Origin of the sequence: Microbispora sp. CA-135349, assembly GCF_050947365.1 — a bacterium.
Lineage (GTDB): Bacteria > Actinomycetota > Actinomycetes > Streptosporangiales > Streptosporangiaceae > Microbispora.
In genome coordinates this window covers 224,698-239,374 of the sequence record NZ_CP192001.1, presented here as the reverse complement: position 1 = coordinate 239,374, position 14,677 = coordinate 224,698, and the positions used below count along the sequence as shown (strand labels likewise).

The window sequence follows — 14,677 nt, the reverse complement described above, 5'->3', positions numbered from 1 at the left end:
GGAGCGAGCGAATCATTGAACACAGCGTTCGGCGAGGTACCGCCTTGCGCGCCTCCGGCACGACCGGACTCCGAGCCGAAGGCGAGGAGGTGGCATGAGTTCTCTCACCGGCGTTCTGCTCGGCATCGTGCTGCTGGCCGCCAACGGGTTCTTCGTGGCGGCCGAGTTCGCCTTCGTCTCGGCCCGCAGGCACCGGCTGGAGGAGGTCGCGGGCAGCGGTGGCCGGTTCGCCAAGATCACGGCCCGCGCCGCGGTCAGGGGCGGGCGCGAGCTGTCGCTCATGCTCGCCGGGGCGCAGCTCGGGATCACCCTGGCCTCCCTGGGCCTCGGCATGGTCGCCGAGCCCTCCATCGAGCACCTGATGGAGCCGGTGCTGACGCTGCTGCCGGAGTCGCTGCGCACCCCCGTGGCGTACGTCGTGGCGCTCGCCCTGGTGACGTTCCTGCACATGGTCGTGGGCGAGATGGCGCCCAAGTCGCTGGCGCTCACGCACCCCGAGCGCGCGGCGATGGGACTGGCGTTGCCGTTCCGCGGCTTCGCCTGGGTCGTCCGCCCGATTCTGGCCGTGCTGAACGCGCTGACCAACGGCGTCCTTCGGCTGGCGGGCGTACGACCCCGTGACGAGCTGGCCACCACCCGCACGCCCCGCCAGCTCGCCATGCTGGTGGCCGAGTCGGGCCGGATGGGCATGCTCGACCGCGACGAGCACGACCTGCTCACCCGCGCGCTGCGGGTCCACTCCCAGCCGGTCGAGCGGCTGATGGTGCCCGTCGGCGAGGCGTCCTCGGTGCCCGCGAACGCCGACGACCTGCTCGTACGCCGGACGGCGGCCCGCGGAGGCGGCCTGCGCATGCTGGTCGTCACCCCCGACGAGGTGGTCGGCGTGCTGCACGTGCGGGACGCGGTTCTCCAGCCGGGACGCCGGGCCGGCGAGCTGGCGACCCCGGTGCCCCGCATGGCGAAGGACACCACGGTCTCCGACGCCGTGACCCTGCTACAGGAGGCCCGTGCCCAGCTCGGGCTCGTCACGGACGCCGGGGGCACGCCCGTGGGTGTGATCGATCTCACCACTTTGGTCGGCGAGCTGCTCGTCGCCTGAGCGGAACAGCCGCGGCGTGCCCGCCCGAGGAGCGGGCACGCCGGGCCCTGTTCGGGAGGCCCCTGCCCGTCCCCGCTCCTGCGACTTCACGACAGATCTCTCATCGTGAGACATGTGCTCTTAAAGAGTGGGACAAAAGGTAAAGGTCGCCGCCTGCAAGCGCGGGGAAAGTGGTTTGAAAGTCGGCCTCCTGAGAATGTGCAGTGCGCGACAGGCTGGCTCCGGCCCGACGGGGCCCCTGACGCGACACCACACACGGGCCCGTGCCGTACGGGCCGGAGGGAGGCCGGAGGTGCACGACGGCGGCATCGTCGAGCGAGGCGTGTCCTCCGGCCGGGGGTACCAGGGAGTCGTCCCCCTGGGCGGCACAAAGAAAAAACCCCGCCGGGCTGTCGCCAAGCGAGGCTTGTTCCTGGTGGGCAAGGGGGGAGTTGAACCCCCACGTCCTTTCGGACACACGGACCTGAACCGTGCGCGTCTGCCATTCCGCCACTTGCCCTTGCGGTTGGCCCCCATCTCTGGGTGCCTGGAAAGGTTAGCACGTATCCGCCCGTGCTTACGAACCCGGATACGATCCTTCTCAACGACGATGCGAAGGAGCTCAGTGCAGCACCGGAGCGGTCGCGACCGTAGTGGCAATGGAAGGGAGGTATCCGGTGGGAGTCCTTCAGCGCTTCGAGCGCAGGCTCGAAGGGTTGGTTGAAGGGGCCTTCGCGCGGGCGTTCAAGTCCGATCTCCAGCCGGTCGAGGTTGCCAGCGCCGTGCAGAGGGAGATGGACGAGCGGGCCGCGATCGTCGCTCAGGGTCGCACGCTCGTGCCGAACGACTTCGTGGTGGAGCTGTCGACGACCGACAGCGAGCGGCTGGAGGTGTATGCCGACAGCATCAGCCACGAGCTGGCCACTCTCGCGCGGGAGTACGCCAAGGAGCAGGGCTACTCGTTCGTCGGGCCGGTACGGGTGCGTTTCGAGACCGCGGACGATCTCGCGGTGGGACTCTTCCGCATCCGGTCGGGTGTGATCCGCGGCGCCACGGTGGAGCAGGACGAGATCCGTCAGCCGCCGAGCGACGTGCCGGCAGCCCGGACCAGCGCGTTCCAGGGCCGTCCCCGGCTGCTCGTCTCCACCCAGGACGACCCCCAGGGCCAGCGCTCGTACGAGCTGACCACACCGGTCACACTGCTGGGCCGCGGAACCGATTGTGATCTTCGGCTGGTGGATCCCGGCGTATCACGGCATCATGCCGAGCTAAGAGTGGAAGGACCGCAGGTCGTGCTCGTGGACCTGGGGTCGACCAACGGCACCTTCGTCAACGGCCAGCCGATCCGCAGGATCGAGATGCAGGACGGGACGAGAGTGACGCTCGGCCGTACGACACTGGTGTTCAGGCGCGATTAGAGGTAGACAGACGGTCCATGTCCGAGCTAACGCTGCTGCTGATCCGGCTCGCCTTCCTGGCGGTGCTGTGGTTCTTCGTGATCGCCGCGGTCGGCGTCATCCGGACAGACCTGTTCGGTCCGCGTACGGCTCCCGCGCCCGCACGCAAGCCGGTCAAGCAGCCCCGACCGGTTTCCAAGCCCAAGAAGGGCGAACCCCGCCAGCTGATCGTCACCGGTGGTCCCCTGCAAGGGACCATCATCAACCTCACGGAGACGCCAATCACCATCGGCCGGGCGAACGACGCCACGCTGGTTCTCAGCGACGACTACGCTTCGAGCCGGCACGCCCGGCTCTTCCCTCAGGACGGCCAGTGGATCGTGGAGGATCTCGGCTCCACGAACGGCACGTACCTCGAACGCTCGAAAGTGACCCGCCCGACCCCGGTGCCCCTCGGAGTTCCGATCCGCATCGGCAAGACCGTCATCGAATTGCGCAAATGACCATCGCACTCCGCTACGCCGCTCGCTCGGACGTCGGGCTCCTCCGTGAAGGCAACGAGGACTCGGCGTACGCCAGCGGCCGCCTGCTTGCCGTCGCCGACGGCATGGGCGGGCATGCCCACGGCGAGGTGGCCAGTTCGGTCGCCATCGCCGCACTGTCGTCCCTCGACCGGGACGCCTCCGGCGGTGACCTGCTCAGCGCCATCGAGGCGGCGGTCCGGGACGCCAACCACCAGTTGCACGCGATGGTGGCCCGGGACCCCAGCCTGAAGGGCATGGGCACCACCCTCACCGCGATGCTCTGGAGCGGCTCACGCTTCGCGCTGGTCCACGTGGGCGACTCCCGCGCGTACCTGCTCAGGAACGGCGAGCTGTACCAGATCACGCACGACCACACCCTGGTGCAGTCCCTGGTGGACGACGGACGGATCACCCAGGAGGAGGCCGCCAACCACCCCCAGCGCTCGATCCTGCTGCGCGCGCTGGACGGAAGCGGCGAGGTCGACCCCGACCTGCAGGACCGGGAGGCCCAGGTGGGCGACCGTTACCTGCTGTGCTCGGACGGCCTGTCCACGGTGGTCAGCGCCGAGACCCTGCACCACACCCTGACCACGCTCGACGATCCCGAGGACGTCGTCCGGCAGCTCATCGACCTGGCCAACCGGGGCGGCGGGCCGGACAACATCACCTGCGTGGTCGCCGACGTGATCGAGGTGGACGACCTGCAGCCGCCGCCCGGGGTGGCGGCGGTCGTGGGCGCGGCCGGCTCCGGGCGGGTCCGCTCGGCGCCGCCCGACACCCCCGCGGGCAGGGCCACCACGGTCACCGCGCCCCAACCGGTGATCATCGACGACGACCTGGACGACGAACCCGTGCGCGAGGCCCAGTCCTCCGCACGGCGTTCGCGCAAGGGCCGATCGGGGCCGAAGGTCGCCGTCGGGGTGCTGGTCGCCGCCGCCGCGCTCGGGGCCGGCGGCTATTTCGGCTACCAGTGGACCCAGAGCCAGTTCTACATAGGCGTTCAGGGGGACGAGCTCGTCGTCTTCCAGGGCGTCGACGCGGAGGTCGGCCCGGTGTCCTTCAAGAAGGTCGCCTACACCGATCACCTCCGCGTCTCGTCGCTGCCAGCCGTACAGCAGGACCAGGTCCGCAGCGGCATCCCGGTCGACGACCTGCAGGCCGGGATCAGCAGAATGAAAAGTTTCGGCGCCTCGGAGGCTCCCACCCACGACACCGAGGCGACGCCGACCCCCACGAGGTCCGCTAAGTGACTGCTGTCGAAGCCACGCCCGTACCGATGACCGCGAAGAGGCGGGGCGCCCAGCTGGGCATGCTCGCCTTCGCCGTGCTGATCGTGATGGGCGCGTACGCCGGCGTCGGGCTCGGGATCAACGGCAAGGTCCCGTCCGGCATGCTCGGCTACGGCCTCGGCCTCGGCGGTCTGATGCTCGCGGCCTATCTGGTGCTGGCCAAGTGGGCACCGTGGGCCGATCCCCTTCTGCTTCCCCTCGTGACGCTGGTCAACGGCATCGGCCTGGTGATGATCTACCGGATCGAGCAGACGGGTCAGGTAGGCGCCTCAGCCACCAACCAGCTCATGTGGACGGCGCTCGGTGTGGTGATGTTCTCCGCGACCCTGATCGTGTTGAAGGACCACCGTGCCTTGCAGCGCTTCACCTACACCGCCGGTTTCGTCGGAGTCGTGCTGCTCATCCTGCCCGTGCTGCCCGTCATCGGTACGGAGCACTACGGCGCCAGGATCTGGATGAACCTCGGCCCGTTCTCCCTGCAGCCGGGTGAGTTCGCCAAGCTGGCCCTGGTCGTCTTCTTCGCCGGCTACCTGGTGGCCAAGCGCGACGTGCTGGCCCTGGCCGGTCGCAGGCTGCTGTTCATCGACCTGCCCCGCGCCCGCGACCTCGGCCCGGTCCTGATCACCTGGGGCGTCAGCATCGCCGTCCTCATCGCCGAGAAGGACCTCGGCACCTCGCTGCTGCTGTTCGGCGCGTTCATCGCGATGCTGTACATCGCCACCCAGCGCACCTCCTGGGTGCTCATCGGGCTCCTGCTCTTCGTCGGGGGCGCCGTCCTCGCAGGCCAGGTCTTCAGCCACGTTCAGGCCCGCTTCGACGGCTGGCTGCACGCCGACTCGGCCGAGGTCTACGGAGCCGGCACCAGCTACCAGCTCATGCAGGGGCTGTTCTCGATCGGCTCCGGCGGCATCCTCGGCACCGGCCTCGGCCAGGGCTACCCGAGGGAGATCCCCTTCTCCTTCTCCGACTTCATCTTCGACGCCATCGGCGAGGAGCTGGGCCTGACCGGCCTGATGGCCATCCTCATGGTGTACGCCCTGATCGTCGAGCGTGGGCTGCGCACGTCGCTGGCGGCCCGCGACCCGTTCTCCAAGCTGCTGGCGGGCGGCCTGTCGTTCCTCCTCGCCTGGCAGGTGTTCATCATCGTCGGCGGCGTGACCCGGTTGATCCCGCTGACCGGTCTCGTGACGCCGTTCATGTCCGCGGGAGGCTCGGCCCTGCTGGCCAACTGGATGCTCATCGCCCTGCTCGTACGGATGTCCGACGCGGCCCGCCGGCCGCCGCCACAGGCGATCCAGGACGAGGGGATGACGCAGGTGATGCAGCGATGAACGGCACGATCAAGCGCATCTCCGTGGCCTGCCTGCTCATGTTCGGCCTGCTCATGGCCAACGTGACCTACCTGGGCGCGGTGAAGGCCGACGACCTGCGCAACGACTCTCGCAACGTCCGGATGCTGTACGCCCGTTACAAGGTCGACCGCGGCTGGATCACGGCCGACAACGGCAAGACGACGCTGGCCAAGACGGTGGACACCGGAGACAAGACGTACCGGTTCGAGCGCGAATACCCGCTCGGCAAGCCGTTCACGCACGTGGTCGGGTGGTTCGCGCCGGAGAGCGCCTCGGGCATCGAGGCCGCGATGAACCGCTACCTCGACGGCAGCCACCCCGACCTGGTGGTGCGCCGGGCCATCGACATGGTCAGCGGCAAGCCCGCCAAGGGCGCGAGCGTCGACCTCACGCTGAACACCAAGGCCCAGGAGGTCGCCTACAAGGATCTGGCGAACACCGGCAAGCGGGGCGCGGTCGTCGCGCTCGAGCCGAAGACCGGCAAGATCCTGACGATGGTCTCGGTGCCGTCCTACGACCCGAACCCGCTGGCCAAGGCCAACAAGGACAAGGTCAACAAGGCGTACAACAAGCTGAACAAGGACGAGAACAAGCCGCTGCTCAGCCGGGCCATCGACCTGACGTTCGCCCCGGGGTCCACGTTCAAGACGGTCACCTCGGCGGCCTACCTCAGCGACGACACCTCCCGCGACGAGAACACGCAGGTCGACGCGCCCGACTCGCTGCCGCTGCCGGGCACGAGCATCTCGCTGCCCAACTACCACGGCGAGTCGTGCGGCGGCCGGGCGACGCTGGTGCAGGCGCTCACCATCTCCTGCAACACGCCGTTCGCCATCATGGGCATGGACGTCGGCTACGACAAGCTGAAGGAGCAGGCGGAGAAGTTCGGGGTCGGCCAGCCGCTGGAGATCCCCCTCGGCGTCGCGGCCAGCAACATCGGCCCTGACGAGGGCAAGGCGGCCCTCGCCAAGACCGCGATCGGCCAGCAGAGCAACCAGATGACCCCGCTGCAGATGGCGATGGTCGCGGCCGGCATCGCCAACCAGGGCACGGTCATGAAGCCGTACCTGGTCAACAAGATCATGGGTCCGGACGGCGCGGAGATCGACGGGACCGACCCCGACGAGCTGGACGAGGCCGTCAGCCCCGAGGTGGCCGGCGAGCTGACCAAGATGATGATCGGCGTGATCGAGCACGGCACCGGCGGCGCGGCCAAGCTCCCCGGCATCACCGTGGCGGGCAAGACGGGCACGGCGGAGACCCTGCCGGGCAAGCCGTCGCACGCGTGGTTCATCTCCTTCGCCCCGGTCGAGGACCCGAAGGTCGCCGTGGCGGTCTTCGTGGAGTCCGGCAGCGCGGGCAACGACGCCACCGGCGGCGCGGTGGCCGCGCCCATCGCGCACGACGTCATGCAGGCGGTGCTCGGACAGTGATGGACTCATGACCGACACGGTGCTCGGCGGGCGGTATCGGCTGACCTCTCCCATCGCCGCGGGTGGGATGGGCGAGGTCTGGCGGGCCGACGACGAACTGCTCGGCCGGGAGGTGGCGATCAAGCTGCTCGGCCGCCATGTCGCGGGCGACGCCACCTTCCGCGACCGGTTCCGCTCCGAGGCCAGGATCACCGCCGCCCTGACCGACCCCGGCATCGCCCAGGTCTTCGACTACGGCGAGAACGACGGCCTGGCCTACCTCGTGATGGAACTGGTGCGGGGCGAGCCGCTGTCGGCCGTCCTCGCCCGCAACGGCACGCTCGGGCCGGACGTCACGCTCGACGTCGTCCAGCAGACCGCCAAGGGCCTGCACGCGGCGCACCGGGCCGGGGTGATCCACCGCGACGTCAAGCCCGGCAACCTGCTCGTCACCGAGACCGGGCAGGTGAAGATCACCGACTTCGGCATCGCCCGCGCGCGGGAGGCCGCGCCGCTGACCGCGACCGGCACGATCCTCGGCACCGCCCAGTACGTGAGCCCCGAGCAGGCGTCCGGCACCACCCTCACCCCGGCGAGCGACATCTACTCGCTCGGGGTGGTGGCCTACGAGTGCCTCGCGGGCCGTCCTCCGTTCACGGCGGAGACCCCGGTGGCGCTCGCGCTGCGGCACCTCAACGACACACCCCCGCCGCTGCCCGGCAACGTGCCCCCGCCGGTGGCGGCACTGGTGATGTCCATGCTGGCCAAGGACCCGGCCGCACGGCCGGAGACCGGGCCGGTGCTCCTCGACAGGGTGCGGGTGTTGCGGGAGACCCTCGCGGGCACGGCCGCCTCGACCGCGGTGCTCGGCTCGCTGACCGATCCCCAGGGCTTCCCCGCGACCGGCGGGGCGGGCCGCGCCACCACCGCGGCCGCGCCCGGCCTGACGGCGCCTCAAGGTCAGCCGGCGGGGCAGCCGACGGGCCGGGGAACTCGTCCCGGCGCCACCGCGCCACTGGGCCCGGTCCCGCCCTCCCCGCGCAGGGCTCCCGCGGGCGTCCCCGACGACCGTACGCGGCGCCCCGGTGGTCCTGAGGGGCCCGCCGGGGGGCGTCGCCGCCGTCCCGCGATCCTGCTCCTCGCGACGGCGGGCTGCGCCGCCGCGGTCGGCATCGGGGTCCTGGCCTTCACCGCCGCCCGGAACGGGGAAGCGCCGCCGGACCCGGGTGAGACGGCCGCGCCCGTCTCACCGTCCCCCTCTTCGCCGTCGCCATCGCCGTCGCCGGCGCGTACGCACAGGTCAGAGGTTCCACGGACGCATCGGCCGACCGCTCCGGCGGCGTCGGACGAGCCGAGCGCCGTTCCGTCGGCTACCGTAAGCAGGTCGGCATCAACCACCCAGACGCCCACACCGGCTTCGTCCCCGACCTCGACCCCGACTCCGACGTCCACCCCGGCCACGGAAACCAGTGAGACTCCGCCCCCTACGGACGCCCCACCCGACACGAACCCTCCGGATGAGGGGGAGTGATGGAAAGAGGGGTCGATGATGGAGACCGGTGGCACCCCACGATGAACGGCAAGGGACAGTGCAGGAAATGACTCAGCCACGACTTCTCGGCGGACGCTACGAGCTGGATGGCGTCGTGGGGCGTGGCGGCATGGCCGAGGTGTATCGCGCCCGGGACATCCGGCTGGACCGTATCGTCGCCATCAAGACGCTCCGCTCCGACCTCGCCAGGGACCACACGTTCCAGGCGCGCTTCCGGCGTGAGGCGCAGTCCGCCGCCTCGCTCAACCACCCGTCGATCATCGCCGTGTACGACACCGGCGAGGACATGATGGACGGCACGCCCGTGCCGTACATCGTGATGGAGTACGTCGACGGGCGGACGCTGCGCGACCTGCTGCGCGCCGACCGGCGGCTGCTGCCCGAACGGGCCACGGAGCTGGTGGACGGCATCCTGCGGGCGCTGGACTACAGCCACCGGGGCGGCATCGTGCACCGGGACATCAAGCCGGCCAACATCATGTTGACGGTCAACGGCGAGGTCAAGGTCATGGACTTCGGCATCGCCCGGGCCATGGCCGACTCCGCCGCCACGATGACCCAGACCGCCCAGGTGATCGGCACCGCGCAGTACCTGTCCCCCGAGCAGGCCCGCGGTGAGCGCGTGGACGCCCGCAGCGACATCTACTCGACCGGCTGCGTGTTGTACGAGCTGCTCACCGGCCAGCCGCCCTTCACCGGCGACTCCCCTGTGGCGATCGCCTACCAGCACGTGCGGGAGGACCCGATCCCGCCGTCGCGGATCGACCCGGAGATCCCGCAGTGGGCCGACGCCATCGTGCTCAAGGCGATGGCCAAGGACCCGCTCCACCGCTATCAGAGCGCCGCCGAGATGCGCGCCGACATCCAGCGGGTCATGTCCGGCATGCCGGTCGACCCGCAGACCATGGCGATGGCCACCCAGCAGTACAACGGGTACGGCGGGGCCGACCGCACGCGGACGATGACCACGGCCGGCGGCGCCCCCATGACGCAGAACACCCGCGCCATCCCCGACTACGAGTACGCCCAGGAGGAGCGCGGCGGCGGCCGGTACGACGGCAGGCGGCGCAGCGGCGGCGGCAACACCGCGGTGAAGACCGCCCTGTGGATCCTCATCCCGCTGCTGGTGATCGGTGCCATGATCGGCGTCGGGTACGCCTTCCTCGGGGGCGGCGGCTCCTCCGCGGCCGACAAGGTCGAGGTGCCGCGAGTGAGCAACCAGACGAAGGCGGCGGCCCAGAAGGCGCTCGAGGCCCAGGGGTTCAAGGTCGCCTTCGGGCCGGAGGAGTTCAACGGCGACGTGCCCAAGGGCGCAGTCGTGAGCACCGACCCCCCGGGGGGCGAGCAGGCCGACCGGGGATCCACGGTCACCGTCATCGTCTCCAAGGGCGAGGAGAAGGTGACGATTCCCGACACCCTGATCGGGAAGTCGCCGGAAGAGGCCCGGGCCGAGCTGGAAGCGCTCGGTCTCAAGGTCAGCATCGTGCCGAAGGCCTCCAGCAAGCCGCAGGGCCAGGTGTTCGGCACCAAGCCCGAGCAGGGTGAGAAGGTCGAGAAGGGCGCCCTGGTCACGCTGTACGTGCCGAAGGAGATGACCGAGGTCCCCGGCGTGATCGGCCAGACGCTGGAGGACGCGACCCAGACGTTGAAGGGCGCCGGCTTCAGGGTCAAGTCGCAGGAGCGGCCGAGCGACACGGTGCCGCAGGGCAGCGTGATCGACCAGTCGCCGCCGGAGGGCACCAAGCTCAACCCCGGCACCACCATCACGCTGACCATCTCAAGCGGCCCGCCCCAGGAGCAGACGCCGACCCAGCCGCCCACCGGCGACACACCTACGGACGGCACCGGAGACGGCGGTGACGGCACCGGAAACAGCGGTGACGGCTCCGGAGACGGCACCGGAGGCGACGACGGCGGCAGCGTCCAGGTGGGACCCCCGGGAGAGGGCGGGGACAACCCGTTCGGCAACTGACGACACGAGCGGACGGCGGTCACCGCGCTGCGGTGGCCGCCGTCGGCGTTTCCGGCTGCCGGATCACGGTCAGGCGGATCGCGGTCAGGACGCGGACATGAGGAAGGGCTTCCGCCACTCGGGGGCAATGGCGGAAGCCCTCACTCTTGTAGTCGTAACAAGAGCGGAAAGCGTTACACGATCTGCGCGAGCCAATTTCCGAGCAGCCGATGGCCGTGCTCGGACACGATCGACTCGGGATGGAACTGCACGCCCTCGACGGGGGCCTCGCGGTGGCGCAGGCCCATGATCACGCCGTCGGCGGTGGTGGCCGTCACCTCCAACGCGTCCGGCACGGTGCCGGGGACCACGGCGAGCGAGTGGTAGCGCGTCATCGTGACCGGCGACGGCAACTCCAGGAACACGCCCCGCCCGTTGTGGGAGATCGGGCTGGTGCGGCCGTGCATCAGCTCGGGCGCTCGGTCCACCACGGCCCCGTACGCCACGGCGATGGCCTGATGACCGAGGCAGACCCCGAGGAGCGGCAGGCCGCGCTCGGCGCAGTGCCGTACGAGGGGAACCGACACTCCGGCCGCCTCCGGCGTTCCGGGCCCCGGCGACACGAGCACGGCGTCGAAGCCGTCGGCGTCGCCCACCGTGACGCGGTCGCGCGGCCGTACGTCGCAGTCGGCGCCGAGACCGCGCAGATACTGCACGATCGTATGGACGAAGCTGTCGTGATTGTCGACCACGAGCACCCGGATCGGGCTCATGCGTGTCTCCCGCTTCACCGAGACGGCTGTATGTGCGGAGCGGCTGTGTGCGGAGCGGAAATCGGACTTTCAGCGTACGTCAATTCCGCATGGGGGATCGCCCGGCGGGGGCCGCGCCGACTATCCTGGCTCGGGACTTCACCGCCACAGCGATTACGCTATTGAGACCAGCCCGCACGACCGCGCGGGTACCCACCAGGAGACGCTCCCGTGCCCAAGTCGAAGACCCGCAAGAAGCCCGTTTACACGCCGCCGCAGAAGGCGCAGACGGTGAAGGTCAGCCCCCGTTGGCTCGCCCCCGTCATGGTGGCCTGCTGGATCATCGGTATCGCCTGGATCGCGATCTACTACATCGCGCCGAGCGTTCCCGGTATCTCCACCCTGGCGAACTGGAACCTGCTGATCGGTTTCGGGCTCATCATCGTCGGCGTCGTCCTGTCGACGAAGTGGCGCTAGACCGTCTCCTTAAATTCTTTCCACAGTTTTATCCACAGCCTGTGGGCAATAGGTGACCGACGGGTGCGTGCCGCCCGATCCCCGCATGGCGCATGCGGGCCGGGCGGCTGACCCGTCCGGGCCCCGACCTGGAGAAACTCAGCTCCGGCCGAGCATCTCCGCGGTGAGGACCTGGCCGCCGAGGCCCCAGCCGCCGTCGGGAACCTCCTCGACGAGGACCAGGGTGGTCGCCCGGGCGCGCTCGCCGTACACGGCCGCGTACGCGTCGGTGACGGCGTCGATGAGCTTCTTCTTTGACTCGGGGGTCAGGGTGTCGGCGGGCACCTTGAGGTTGGCGAACGGCATGGTCGTTCCTTTCGGGGTGTTTCGGGTGTTGCGTTTCCGGAATGTGGCTGCGGAGCGCGGCGGGGTCAGACGATGCCGCCGTTGGCGCGCACGACCTGCCCGTTGACCCAGTGCCCCGCGGGGCTCGCCAGGAAGGCGACGACCTCCGCGATGTCCTCGGGAGTGCCGAGGCGTTCGAGCGGAGGCTGCTTGGCCATGCGCTCGATGGTGGCCTCGTCCTTGCCGTCGAGGAACAGTTCGGTGGCGGTCGGGCCGGGCGCCACCGCGTTGACGGTGATCTGCCGCCCCCGCAGTTCGCGGGCGAGCACGAGAGTCATCGCCTCAACCGCGCCCTTGCTGGCGACGTACGCCCCGTAGTTGGGCAGTTGCAGGCCCACGACGGACGTGGACATCGTGATGATCGTTCCTCCGTCGCGCACGCGGCGCGCGGCCTCCCGCGCCATGACGAAGGTGCCGCGGACGTTGGTGCGGTGCAGAGCGTCGAGGTCGGCGAGGTCGAGGTCCGCGATCGGGGACAGCGACAGCCGCCCCGCCGAGTTGACGACCACGTCGACCCCGCCGAACTCCTTGTCCGCCGCGTCGAACATCGCCGCGACCGCGTTCTCGTCCGCGACGTCGGCCTGGGCCGCGATCGCCCGGCCGCCGGCCGACGTGACCGCGCCGACCACCTCGGCCGCGGCCGTGGCGGAGCCCTGATATCCCACGACGACGGCGAAGCCACGTGCGGCGAGCGTCGTCGCGATCGCCCGGCCGATCCCACGGGAGGCGCCGCTGACGACGGCCACGCGCTGGTCACTCATGAGGAGTCTCCTTTGCTATCACCGATAAGTTCTTCTCGTATCGGCGTTACGAGAGATACGTTAGCACGACCGTCGTATCGGCGCTATCGAGACTCCGTATCATTGGTTACATGGCAGATGCGGACACACTGCGAGCGGCGATGATCGAGGCCGCCGAGAAGCAACTGGCGTCGTCGTCCGACAACGACATCGCCACCCGGGCGGTCTGTGAGGCGGTGGGCGTCACCCAGCCCGTGCTCTACCGGCTGTTCGGCGACAAGCGGGGGCTCCTCGACGCCGTCGCCGACCACGGGTACGAGCGCTACGCCGCGCTCAAGGCCGCGCAGGAGCAGACCGCCGACCCGGTCACCGACCTGCGGGCCGGCTGGGACGGCCACATGGCGTTCGCACGGGAGAACCGGGCCCTCTACCAGCTCATGTTCGCCCCTCGGCCGTGGTCGCGGTCCACGGCTCGCGAGCGGGTGTTCGAGCTGTTGGAGGCCACGCTCGTACGATGCGCGGCGATCGGCGCGCTGAGGGTCGAGCCGCGGATCGCCGCCCGGCTCGTCCTGGCCGCGAGCGTCGGAACCGCCCTCGATCACATCGCCAGTCCGGAGCTCTTCGACGACCCCGCGATGTCCCACCGCATGCGCGACGCGGTGTTCGCGCACGTGCTCACCGAGGCGACCGCCCGGCAGGACGCCGATCCCCTGCGCGAGGCCGCGCTGCGCCTGCGCGCGCAGCTCGACCTCGCCGGCACCGAGGCCCTGGAGCCGGTCGAGACCGCCCTGCTCCGGCGGTGGCTCGACCGCATCACGCAGCCCGGCGCGGAGAGCGTCAGGTGAGAGCGCCCTCCAGCAGGCCGTGCGGCGGGAGCATGGTGACGAGCAGGACCAGCGCCACCAGCACGGCGGCGGCGACGCCGGCCTGTACGAGGGTGCGGTTGCGCCGCGGGGCGTAGGCGAACCCGGCGGCGACGATCGCGCCGGTCACGAGCCCGCCGAGGTGGCCCTGCCAGCTGATGCCGGGCACGACGAACGTGAGCACCACGTTGATGCCGATCAGCCACAGGACGCCGCGCGCGTCGTACCCGAGCCTGCGGGAAACCACGAACAACGCGCCGAACAGCCCGTAAATCGCACCCGACGCACCGACGGCAGCGTCGCTGAGCAGGTAGACGGCGACCGAGCCGCCGAGCGCCGCCAGAAGGTAGAGGACCGCGAACCGGACCGAGCCGAGCATGCGCTCCAGCTGTGGACCCAGAGCGTAGAGCGCCCACATGTTGAACGCGATGTGCATGAACGTGAACCCGGAGCCCGGGGGTGCGTGGAGGAAGGCTCCGGTGATCAGGCGCCACCACTCGCCCATATGAACCCCGAGCGACCACATCGCGAATCGCTGCACGACCTCGGCCGGGCGCAGGACCTCGGCCGCGTACGCGAGCACGTTGAGGATCAGCAGCGTTATGGTGACCCGTGCGACACCTACGAGGGCGCCGCCGAACGTGGCGCGGGCCTGCCGCACCTCCTGGTTGCCCTCACGGACGCATTCGGGGCACTGGTGACCGACCGCCGCATCCCGCATGCAGTCGGGGCAGATCGGGCGCTCACAACGCTGGCAGCGGACGTAGGTCTCGCGGTCGGGGTGCCGGTAGCAGGTGGGCACGGCTTGCGCCCCCGGCTGCGGGGGCGGCGGAGGCTGGGAGGTCATGGGGGTCCTTTCCTGGCGTGTCCCTGTGCGGGAGCGCATCCACGAGCCAGCCTATAAGC

The 14,677-nt window shown here is 70.1% G+C and carries 14 protein-coding genes and 1 tRNA gene; 10 read left to right on the top strand and 5 right to left on the bottom strand.

What is annotated here, in order from left to right; genetic code table 11:
* The first annotated feature begins 94 nt into the window (after positions 1–94).
* Positions 95–1,099: a hemolysin family protein gene (locus ACQPZZ_RS01155; protein ID WP_363635516.1), complete on the top strand. Its 1,005-nt coding sequence runs from the start codon at positions 95–97 to the stop codon at positions 1,097–1,099.
* A 413-nt stretch (positions 1,100–1,512) separates the two neighbouring features.
* On the opposite strand, the gene ACQPZZ_RS01150 is transcribed toward ACQPZZ_RS01155, so the two are convergent.
* Positions 1,513–1,598, bottom strand: a tRNA-Leu gene (locus tag ACQPZZ_RS01150).
* A gap of 157 nt (positions 1,599–1,755) precedes the next feature.
* Here ACQPZZ_RS01150 and ACQPZZ_RS01145 point away from each other — a divergent pair.
* The 7 genes from ACQPZZ_RS01145 (at position 1,756) to pknB (ending at position 10,576) form a co-directional block, all read left to right on the top strand.
* Positions 1,756–2,496: a DUF3662 and FHA domain-containing protein gene (locus tag ACQPZZ_RS01145; protein ID WP_363635518.1), complete on the top strand. Its 741-nt coding sequence runs from the start codon at positions 1,756–1,758 to the stop codon at positions 2,494–2,496.
* A 17-nt stretch (positions 2,497–2,513) separates the two neighbouring features.
* A complete protein-coding gene (locus ACQPZZ_RS01140; RefSeq protein ID WP_079313436.1) occupies positions 2,514–2,978 on the top strand; it encodes an FHA domain-containing protein FhaB/FipA in 465 nt (154 codons plus the stop codon).
* On the top strand, positions 2,975–4,249 hold the full coding sequence (locus ACQPZZ_RS01135; protein WP_432928097.1) for a Stp1/IreP family PP2C-type Ser/Thr phosphatase: 1,275 nt from the start codon (positions 2,975–2,977) through the stop codon (positions 4,247–4,249). The genes ACQPZZ_RS01140 and ACQPZZ_RS01135 overlap by 4 nt, the downstream gene beginning before the upstream one ends.
* A 26-nt stretch (positions 4,250–4,275) precedes the next feature.
* Positions 4,276–5,619, top strand: coding sequence for an FtsW/RodA/SpoVE family cell cycle protein (locus ACQPZZ_RS01130; protein ID WP_432928095.1), 1,344 nt, complete (start codon positions 4,276–4,278; stop codon positions 5,617–5,619).
* Positions 5,616–7,073, top strand: coding sequence for a peptidoglycan D,D-transpeptidase FtsI family protein (locus ACQPZZ_RS01125; RefSeq protein ID WP_432928093.1), 1,458 nt, complete (start codon positions 5,616–5,618; stop codon positions 7,071–7,073). Before ACQPZZ_RS01130 ends, ACQPZZ_RS01125 begins: the two co-directional genes overlap by 4 nt.
* A gap of 7 nt (positions 7,074–7,080) precedes the next feature.
* Complete coding sequence (locus tag ACQPZZ_RS01120) at positions 7,081–8,583, top strand: serine/threonine-protein kinase (RefSeq protein ID WP_432928091.1); 1,503 nt, start codon at positions 7,081–7,083, stop codon at positions 8,581–8,583.
* A gap of 67 nt (positions 8,584–8,650) precedes the next feature.
* Positions 8,651–10,576, top strand: coding sequence for a Stk1 family PASTA domain-containing Ser/Thr kinase (gene pknB / locus ACQPZZ_RS01115; protein ID WP_432928089.1), 1,926 nt, complete (start codon positions 8,651–8,653; stop codon positions 10,574–10,576).
* A gap of 173 nt (positions 10,577–10,749) precedes the next feature.
* On the opposite strand, the gene ACQPZZ_RS01110 is transcribed toward pknB, so the two are convergent.
* Complete coding sequence (locus tag ACQPZZ_RS01110) at positions 10,750–11,328, bottom strand: anthranilate synthase component II (RefSeq protein WP_432928087.1); 579 nt, start codon at positions 11,326–11,328, stop codon at positions 10,750–10,752.
* Between the two features lie 210 nt (positions 11,329–11,538).
* On the opposite strand from ACQPZZ_RS01110, the gene ACQPZZ_RS01105 reads away from it, so the two are divergent.
* Positions 11,539–11,784 (top strand): cell division protein CrgA, encoded by a 246-nt coding sequence (locus ACQPZZ_RS01105; protein WP_363635529.1) that lies wholly within the window; start codon positions 11,539–11,541, stop codon positions 11,782–11,784.
* Positions 11,785–11,922: 138 nt separating this feature from the next.
* Here the strand turns inward: ACQPZZ_RS01105 and ACQPZZ_RS01100 are convergent, their stop codons facing one another.
* Complete coding sequence (locus ACQPZZ_RS01100) at positions 11,923–12,129, bottom strand: tautomerase family protein (protein WP_363635531.1); 207 nt, start codon at positions 12,127–12,129, stop codon at positions 11,923–11,925.
* 65 nt (positions 12,130–12,194) lie between these two features.
* Positions 12,195–12,929: an SDR family oxidoreductase gene (locus tag ACQPZZ_RS01095; RefSeq protein ID WP_363635533.1), complete on the bottom strand. Its 735-nt coding sequence runs from the start codon at positions 12,927–12,929 to the stop codon at positions 12,195–12,197.
* Positions 12,930–13,039: 110 nt separating this feature from the next.
* Between ACQPZZ_RS01095 and ACQPZZ_RS01090 the strand changes: the two genes are divergently transcribed.
* Positions 13,040–13,753, top strand: coding sequence for a TetR/AcrR family transcriptional regulator (locus ACQPZZ_RS01090; RefSeq protein ID WP_432928085.1), 714 nt, complete (start codon positions 13,040–13,042; stop codon positions 13,751–13,753).
* Here ACQPZZ_RS01090 and ACQPZZ_RS01085 read toward each other — a convergent pair.
* On the bottom strand, positions 13,746–14,618 hold the full coding sequence (locus ACQPZZ_RS01085) for a rhomboid family intramembrane serine protease (RefSeq protein WP_432928083.1): 873 nt from the start codon (positions 14,616–14,618) through the stop codon (positions 13,746–13,748). The genes ACQPZZ_RS01090 and ACQPZZ_RS01085 overlap by 8 nt on opposite strands.
* Positions 14,619–14,677 lie beyond the last annotated feature (59 nt).